The sequence below is a fragment of the Absicoccus intestinalis genome (assembly GCF_033971885.1).
GTDB classification, from domain to species: Bacteria; Bacillota_I; Bacilli_A; order Erysipelotrichales; family Erysipelotrichaceae; genus Absicoccus; species Absicoccus intestinalis.
The window spans coordinates 1-7,381 of the sequence record NZ_JALBUS010000032.1; the positions used below are offsets into that span (position 1 = coordinate 1).

At 39.1% G+C, this 7,381-nt stretch carries 6 protein-coding genes and 1 other annotated feature; of the genes, 4 read left to right on the forward strand and 2 right to left on the reverse strand.

The annotated features are described in order from the left end of the window. Window positions 1-229 precede the first annotated feature (229 nt). The 3 genes from MOZ64_RS11520 (at window position 230) to ileS (ending at window position 4,378) form a co-directional block, all read left to right on the forward strand. On the forward strand, window positions 230-673 hold the full coding sequence (locus MOZ64_RS11520) for a cell division protein SepF (RefSeq protein ID WP_370659488.1): 444 nt from the start codon (window positions 230-232) through the stop codon (window positions 671-673). Next, entirely contained in the window at window positions 660-1,415 is a 756-nt protein-coding gene (locus tag MOZ64_RS11525; protein WP_320326699.1) for a YlmH/Sll1252 family protein, read from the forward strand. Before MOZ64_RS11520 ends, MOZ64_RS11525 begins: the two co-directional genes overlap by 14 nt. Next, window positions 1,409-1,617, forward strand: a binding site (T-box leader). (Overlaps the previous gene by 7 nt.) 31 nt (window positions 1,618-1,648) lie before the next feature. Then, window positions 1,649-4,378, forward strand: a complete 2,730-nt coding sequence (gene ileS, locus MOZ64_RS11530) for an isoleucine--tRNA ligase (RefSeq protein WP_320326700.1) — start codon at window positions 1,649-1,651, stop codon at window positions 4,376-4,378. A 288-nt stretch (window positions 4,379-4,666) separates the two neighbouring features. Here ileS and ilvA read toward each other — a convergent pair whose 3' ends face one another. Continuing rightward, window positions 4,667-5,872 (reverse strand): threonine ammonia-lyase, encoded by a 1,206-nt coding sequence (gene ilvA, locus MOZ64_RS11535; protein WP_320326701.1) that lies wholly within the window; start codon window positions 5,870-5,872, stop codon window positions 4,667-4,669. Window positions 5,873-5,946: 74 nt separating this feature from the next. Here ilvA and MOZ64_RS11540 point away from each other — a divergent pair, with 74 nt between their 5' ends. After that, window positions 5,947-7,176, forward strand: a complete 1,230-nt coding sequence (locus tag MOZ64_RS11540; protein ID WP_320326702.1) for an ATP-binding protein — start codon at window positions 5,947-5,949, stop codon at window positions 7,174-7,176. A 22-nt stretch (window positions 7,177-7,198) separates the two neighbouring features. On the opposite strand, the gene MOZ64_RS11545 is transcribed toward MOZ64_RS11540, so the two are convergent. Continuing rightward, window positions 7,199-7,381 (reverse strand): hypothetical protein (locus tag MOZ64_RS11545; RefSeq protein ID WP_320326703.1); only part of this gene is annotated, 183 nt, incomplete at its 5' end.

Genomic DNA, 7,381 nt, shown 5'->3' on the forward strand with positions numbered 1-7,381 from the left:
TGGATGAAAATTTGATGACGACCAAGAAAGGTGTCTATGCTGGTGGAGATGCAGTCACAGGGGCTGCCACTGTCATCAGTGCAATGGGGGCTGGCAAACATGCGGCTGCTTCCATTGATGCGTATTTATCGAATCAATAGGTTGTTATTTTGGTCATATATTTTTATTTTACTTTATCTTTTCAAAACTAAGATATGTGTTATAATTATACGCGATAGGAGGTTGTTCCATGGGATTTATGGATAAGATTCATGAATTTGTCAATCCAGAAATGGAAGATGACGAATACGAAGATGATGAAGAAGTGGTAACAGGTGCTGAAACGGAAGAAGAAAAACCAGAAGCTCAAAACCGTTATGAGCGCCCAAAAAACCGTGCGAATACAAATGCTTTGAGTGCAAGCACCAAGATGGTTCTATTTGAACCCCGTGGATTTGGTGAAGTAGAAGAAGTTGGTACACGTTTAAAAGAAGGACGTGCTGTTGTAGTTAATTTACATAAATTGGATCGTGATTATGCACAACGTACAATTGATTTTTTGACAGGTGTTGTTTTTGCGTTAGATGGTAAAATCCAAAAGATCGGTCAAAATGTTATTTTATGTTCTCCAGCAGCTATTGATGTAGCTGGATCCATTTCGATCGACGATACGGACGATTTTGACGAAGAATAACCATTTCAATCAAAGAGGTCATGAGGAATTTATCGCAAAGGTAAAGGATGATATCCAGTTATCTTCCGTGCGATATCAACCGGTCGTGACCTCTTTTTTAACGCCTTCGCAAGCGCAAATGCTGCCATCGATCGTTGGAAAGTCCATGATTGTGTATATGTCTGGAGGATATGCACAAGCCCAACGAAAGGTAGCTTGTATCAGTCCTTATGCTTTGGAAGACGTGGATTTTTCCGTTGTTTGTCTTGTGTCAAAATACGATGCACGCTATAAAGAATTAAAACATCCAGATGTATTAGGAGCTCTATTGCACCTAGGGATCAAACGAGATCAGCTAGGGGACATTCTTGTGGATGCGCATGAAATTGTGCTTTTTTGTACTTCACATATGGCTGATTTTATTATTGATTCTTGTACGAAGATTGCCCGGTGTCCGATTCATTTTGAAAGAGATGATGACCACATCGTTAATGGTATTTCTTTTGAGGAAATTCGAGTCAATTGTTCCAGTTTACGAATGGATGCGATCGTCGCGCAACTGGCTCATTGTTCGCGTACAAAAGCGTCGAAACTGATTGCTTCCGGATTGGTAAAATTGAATGATGTCGTTCTTGAAGAAAATGTGCAATTATGCGATAATGATTACGTTTCAATACGTAGGGTAGGGCGATTCCAATTCAATGGCATACTCGCTATTTCAAAGAAGAATCGTTTGATCTTAGGTTTTTTGAAATTTCAATAGCGACGATAAAGACACGTTATATGAATGGAGCTATTCAGAGAACAACGGATGGGTGAGAAGTTGTATAGAAAGTTCATATAATATCACTTTGGAGCTAATGATTGGAATTAAGTACAGTCATTCGTAGGGCTTGCGTTAAAAGCATTGAGTGATCAAGTTTAACTTGGTAACTAAGGTGGTACCGCGTTCAGACGTCCTTAGAAGGGGCGTTTTTTTTATGGAAGGAGACAAATATGGACTACAAAGACACGTTACACATGCCAAAAACGGACTTTGAAATGCGTGGAAATCTAGTAAAGAAAGAGCCTAAATTTCAAAAACGTTGGCAAGATATTGATTTATATGGAAAGATGTTAGAAAAAAGAAAGGATGCTCAACCATTTGTGTTGCATGATGGTCCACCCTATGCGAATGGAGATATCCATTTGGGACATGCTTTAAATAAGATCTTGAAAGATGTCATCAATCGTTCGAAATATATGGCTGGATATCAGGTTCCTTATATTCCCGGATGGGATACACATGGATTACCGATAGAAACAGCTGTAACCAAAGCGGGTTATGATCGAAAGAAAATGGGCATTGCTGAATTCCGTAAGATTTGTCATGATTATGCGTTAGAACAAGTTGCTCGTCAAAAAGCTGGTTTCTTATCTCTAGGATCCATTGGCGACTATGATCATCCATATATTACCTTACAAAAAGAGTTTGAAGCCAAACAAATTGAAGTATTTGGTAAGATGGCCTTGGATGGTTTGATTTATAAAGGATTAAAACCAGTGTATTGGTCACCTAGTAGCGAAACTGCTTTAGCTGAAGCCGAAGTGGAATATAAAGATATGAAGACCCCTACCATCTATGTCAAATTTAAAGTTAAAGATGGTAAAGGTTTGTTAGATGAAGATACTTATTTCGTCATTTGGACAACAACTCCTTGGACCATTCCAGCCAATCAGGGTATTTCCTTAAATCCTCGTATGACCTATGCCGTGGTCGATACAGATAAGGGCAAACTGGTCATGTTGGAAATGCTGGTGGATCAATTATGTAAAGATTTTGGATGTGAGCGTTATGAAATCATCAAGACCTTTAAAGGACAAGAAGCGGAATATATCACATATGAACATCCACTGTATGCCAACGATCCAACGCATGTCAATGCAGAAGGGATTGTCATGTTAGCGGATTATGTCACAGAAGATGCAGGTACGGGTTGTGTTCATACTGCCAGTGGTTTTGGTGCGGATGACTTCTATACGGTTCATTCCCGTTATAAAATGGATGTATTGAACAATGTCGATGATCAAGGACGATTGACAGAAGAAGCCGGAGAAGAATTGGCTGGACAATCGGTTTGGGATGCGAATAAAACGGTTACGGTCAAATTGGATGATTTGGGTGTCTTATTGAAATTAGCTTGGTTGACACATAGTTATCCACACGATTGGCGTACAAAGCAGCCAATCATTTATCGTGCAACTACACAGTGGTTCTGTTCAATCGATAAAATTCGTGATCAATTATTAGATGAAATTGATCATGTAGAATGGATCCCTAGCTGGGGTCAACAACGGATGCATAATATGATTGCCGATCGGGATGACTGGTGTATTTCTCGTCAACGGGCTTGGGGTGTGCCAATTCCAATCATTTATGGAGAAGACGATACGCCATTGATGGAAAAAGAAATCTTTGATCATGTGGCTCGTTTGGTTGCGGAATATGGCTCCAATGTTTGGTTTGAACACGATGTCAAAGAGTTGTTGCCGGAAGGATATACATCTGAACATTCTCCAAATGGTCAATTCCGTAAAGAAATGGATACCATGGATGTTTGGTTTGATTCCGGTTCAAGTCATACAGGAGCCATGATGGCAAGAGGCCTAGGCTATCCGGCTGATTTATATTTTGAAGGCTCTGACCAATATCGTGGATGGTTTAACTCCAGCTTGATCGTTGGTACTGCGGTTCATGGACATTCTCCATACAAACAATGTTTGTCACATGGATTTGTCATGGATGAAAAAGGCGTGAAGATGTCAAAATCGCAATGGAATGCGGTAGCACCAAGTCAGATCACAAAGAAATATGGGGCTGATGTCTTACGTTTATGGGCTGCCAGTGTGGATTATCAAGCCGATGTTTCCATGGGAAATAAGATCATGAAACAAATGGCAAACCAATATCGTAAGATTCGTAATACCATGCGTTTCTGTATGGCCAATCTCGATGCTCAAACATTTACGAAAGAAAATTGTTTGCCTTTCAATACATTGGCACCATTGAATCAATATATCCTGGTTCGTTTACAACAGACCATTGCGGATGTGGAATTAGCGTATAAAGAATATCGTTTTGCGGATGTCGTATCCACTTTAACGAATTTGATGACCAATGAATTATCGGCTTACTATATGGATTATACAAAGGATATCTTGTATTGTGATGAAACCGATAGCCGTGATCGTCGTGAGGTACAAACGGTTCTATATACGGCAACCGAAGTTTTAGCCAAATTATGGACACCAATTCTTCCACATACCATGGAAGAAGTCAATGACTATATGAAGTGGAATGATGTTTCCATTCAATTGGAAGATTTCCCAACCTTGACTTTGGACTTTGATCAAGAAGCTTTATTAAAAGATATGGATGTCTTATTTGATCTTCGTAAAAAAGTCTTGAAAGCATTGGAAGATGCACGTAATGAAGATATGATTGGTAAAGGACTTGAAGCGCAATTGATCTTGCATTTAAACGAAGAAACCAAGACAGTATTGGATCGAACGGTTCCAAATCCGGCACAATGGTTTATCGTATCCAAAGTAACGTTGGCGGATGCAGGTGATGAGGTTGTGGTTGCGAAAGCCGATGGACATGTATGTCCTCGTTGCTGGAATGTAACCGAATCGGATCATGAAGATGGCTTATGCGATCGTTGTCATGAAGTGATGTCAAAATAATTGGAAAAAGCTATGCTTTTGCATAGCTTTTTTTATGGAGTCTTTGTACCCTATATGGAAGATGCGTTTCCTTTATGACCATCCCACTTTGGTGTATTTATCATCAAAGGGCAAAGAAGTGCGAAGAGGAAATAAGGAGGGAATCGAGAAAGAATAGAAAATGAGTATTCGTTTCAACAATGATGAAGATAGAGACGATTCTACTATAAATAATAAGAATTTCCTAAAACATCGGTTCATGAGCATCAATAAAAAAAGTACCTCAATTTGAGGTACTCATTCGATCATTTATTGTCGTTCTCTAACAATCCGAAAACCATGGTTGTATAAATCCGTTTTGATCGTGTTCAAATGATCTTTATTTCTGGTTTCTACCGTAATCTTAAGGAAACAGTCATTGATGGCTAAATCTGGATCGGCATTGTCATAGTCGACAGCAACCACATTGCCACCATTATCAGCAATGATTTTTGATACATCTGTAAGTTGACCTGGTTTATCGGTTAATTGAATGATAAAGCTTGTTTTACGTCCCGAAAGCAATAAACCACGCGTAATGACACGGTCAATGATATTCACATCGATATTACCACCAGAAACGATGCAGACGACGTTTTTATCTTTCAATGGGATCTTATTGAACATGGCTGCGGCTACAGATACCGCACCAGCACCTTCCGCAACAACTTTTTGTTTCTCTAATAACGTCAAGATCGAAGCGGCAATCTCATCTTCCGTTACGGTAAAGATATCATCGACATAGTTGGAAACAATTTCAAAAGGAATATCACCTGGATGTTTAACTGCAATGCCATCTGCAAATGTATTCACCGTATCCAAGGTGATTTGTTTGCCTTCATGAAAAGAACGATACATACTTGGTGCATTGGCTGCTTGGACACCATAGATCTTAATATCAGGTTTCATGCTCTTAGCCGCAAAAGCAACACCAGATATCAATCCACCACCACCAATTGGAACAACAATGGCATCGACGACATCAAGATCTTCTAAGATTTCCAAGCCAATCGTTCCTTGACCGGCAATGACATCTTCATCATCATAAGGATGAACGAAGGTATATCCTTTTTCTTCGGCCATTTGTGCCGCTAGGGCATAGGCTTCATCATAAGCCCCTTTTGCTAGACATACTTCAGCCCCATAACTCTTGGTTGCTTCAATTTTAGAGATAGGTGCATTATCTGGCATACAAATGGTACATTTAATGCCTTCTTGTTGTGCAGCCAAAGCTACACCTTGAGCGTGATTGCCAGCACTGGAAGCAATGATTCCACGTGCTTTTTCTTCGTCGGTCAAACGAGAAATCTTAAAATAAGAACCACGAATCTTAAACGATCCCGTACGTTGTAAATTTTCTGTTTTCAAATAAATATGGTTGGTATTGCTTAAATCGAAAGCAGGAATTACAGATGTCTGACGAATAACTTTTTTTAAGACATTTTTCGCCGAATAAACTTTATCAATTGTTAGCATATTTATCTCCTTGTATACCGTTTTATTATAGCATAAAATGATATAATAGACGTGTAAAATAGAGGAACGTATATATGAACATAAAAAACTGGAATTTAGCTTTAAGAACGCTTACGATCTTTCGTCATCTGCAAGATGATCAAGTCTTTTCATCCTTTATGAATGTATTAGAAACCGATCGGGCAGATACCGAAGCTTTCATTGAAAATTATTGTGCTTTTGTATCGAATCTTTATCAAAAGAATACCAATTGGACGGAATATCTCTATCAATGGATCCTGAATGATGAAAATGTATATGTTCATCAAGTAGCCACTCAACGAAAGGTTTCACCAATGATTCAAGCAACGGTCAAACACGAACTGATGCTTTTAGAAAAAGTATCTCAATTGACCAGTCAAGAATTATTAAAAACTATCGATTACTCGGGATTTTTGCCCCAATGGGAAACCAGTTCCATCAATTTTTATCCTTCTTATCAAAAATATTTGGAAGACTTACCCTATCGTGGCTATGGCATGTTCAGCAAGTATCGGGCATTCTGTATTCAAAATGGGGAACTGGTTGGTGTGTCTCATCCAGACCCGCAACGACTCGCCGATTTGATTGGATACGAAAGAGAAAGGGAACAAGTAATCAAGAATACCTTAGGTTTCTTGCAAGGCTTGGATGCCAATAATGTCTTATTGTATGGCGATGCCGGAACTGGTAAATCTTCTACGGTCAAAGCCATCGTGAATGAATATTATCAAAAAGGATTGCGCTTGATTGAGATCAAAAAAGATCAGTTGTATGTTTTACCGGACATCATGGATCGTTTGGTGGACAATCCCTTGCATTTTATTTTGTTTATCGATGATCTTAGTTTTAAAGAAAATGATGATGATTTTATTGCCTTAAAGAATATTTTGGAAGGCGGTATCGCGCACAATCAAAAGAATTGTGTAGTTTATGCAACGAGCAATCGACGTCATTTTGTACAAGAAAACATGAGAAATCGTGATGGCGGTGAAATTTTCCGTAATGATTCCATCCAAGAAACCATGAGCTTAGCTGCTCGTTTTGGCTTAACTGTCACTTTCAGCAAGCCGTTAAAAGATCTATATCTGGAAATTGTCATGCAGTTAGCAGATTCGTACGACATTCAAATGAATCGAGATGCACTCGCCATCAAAGCAGAGGCGTATGCGATCCGTCATAGTGGTCGTAGTCCAAGGACCGCCAAACAATTTATTGAATCTACCAAAATTGAAGAGAATACAAAAAACGAAGGCCCAAGCCATGATATGACCCCTGTCAAGTAGACAGCGAAAATATCCAAAATAACTACCAAACAAGGTCAATTCGATTTGGCCTTGTTTTTATTGTTGTGCTTGTTCCTATTGCTTTGCTCTTCTCAATCTTTTCCCAGAATCGTTCTATTCTTCTATTTGGTGCAATTGGATATTGTTCCGGTGTATCTGCAGCCAGTGCTTCCTGTCTTACCTGATATGCAGTCTTCCCATGAAA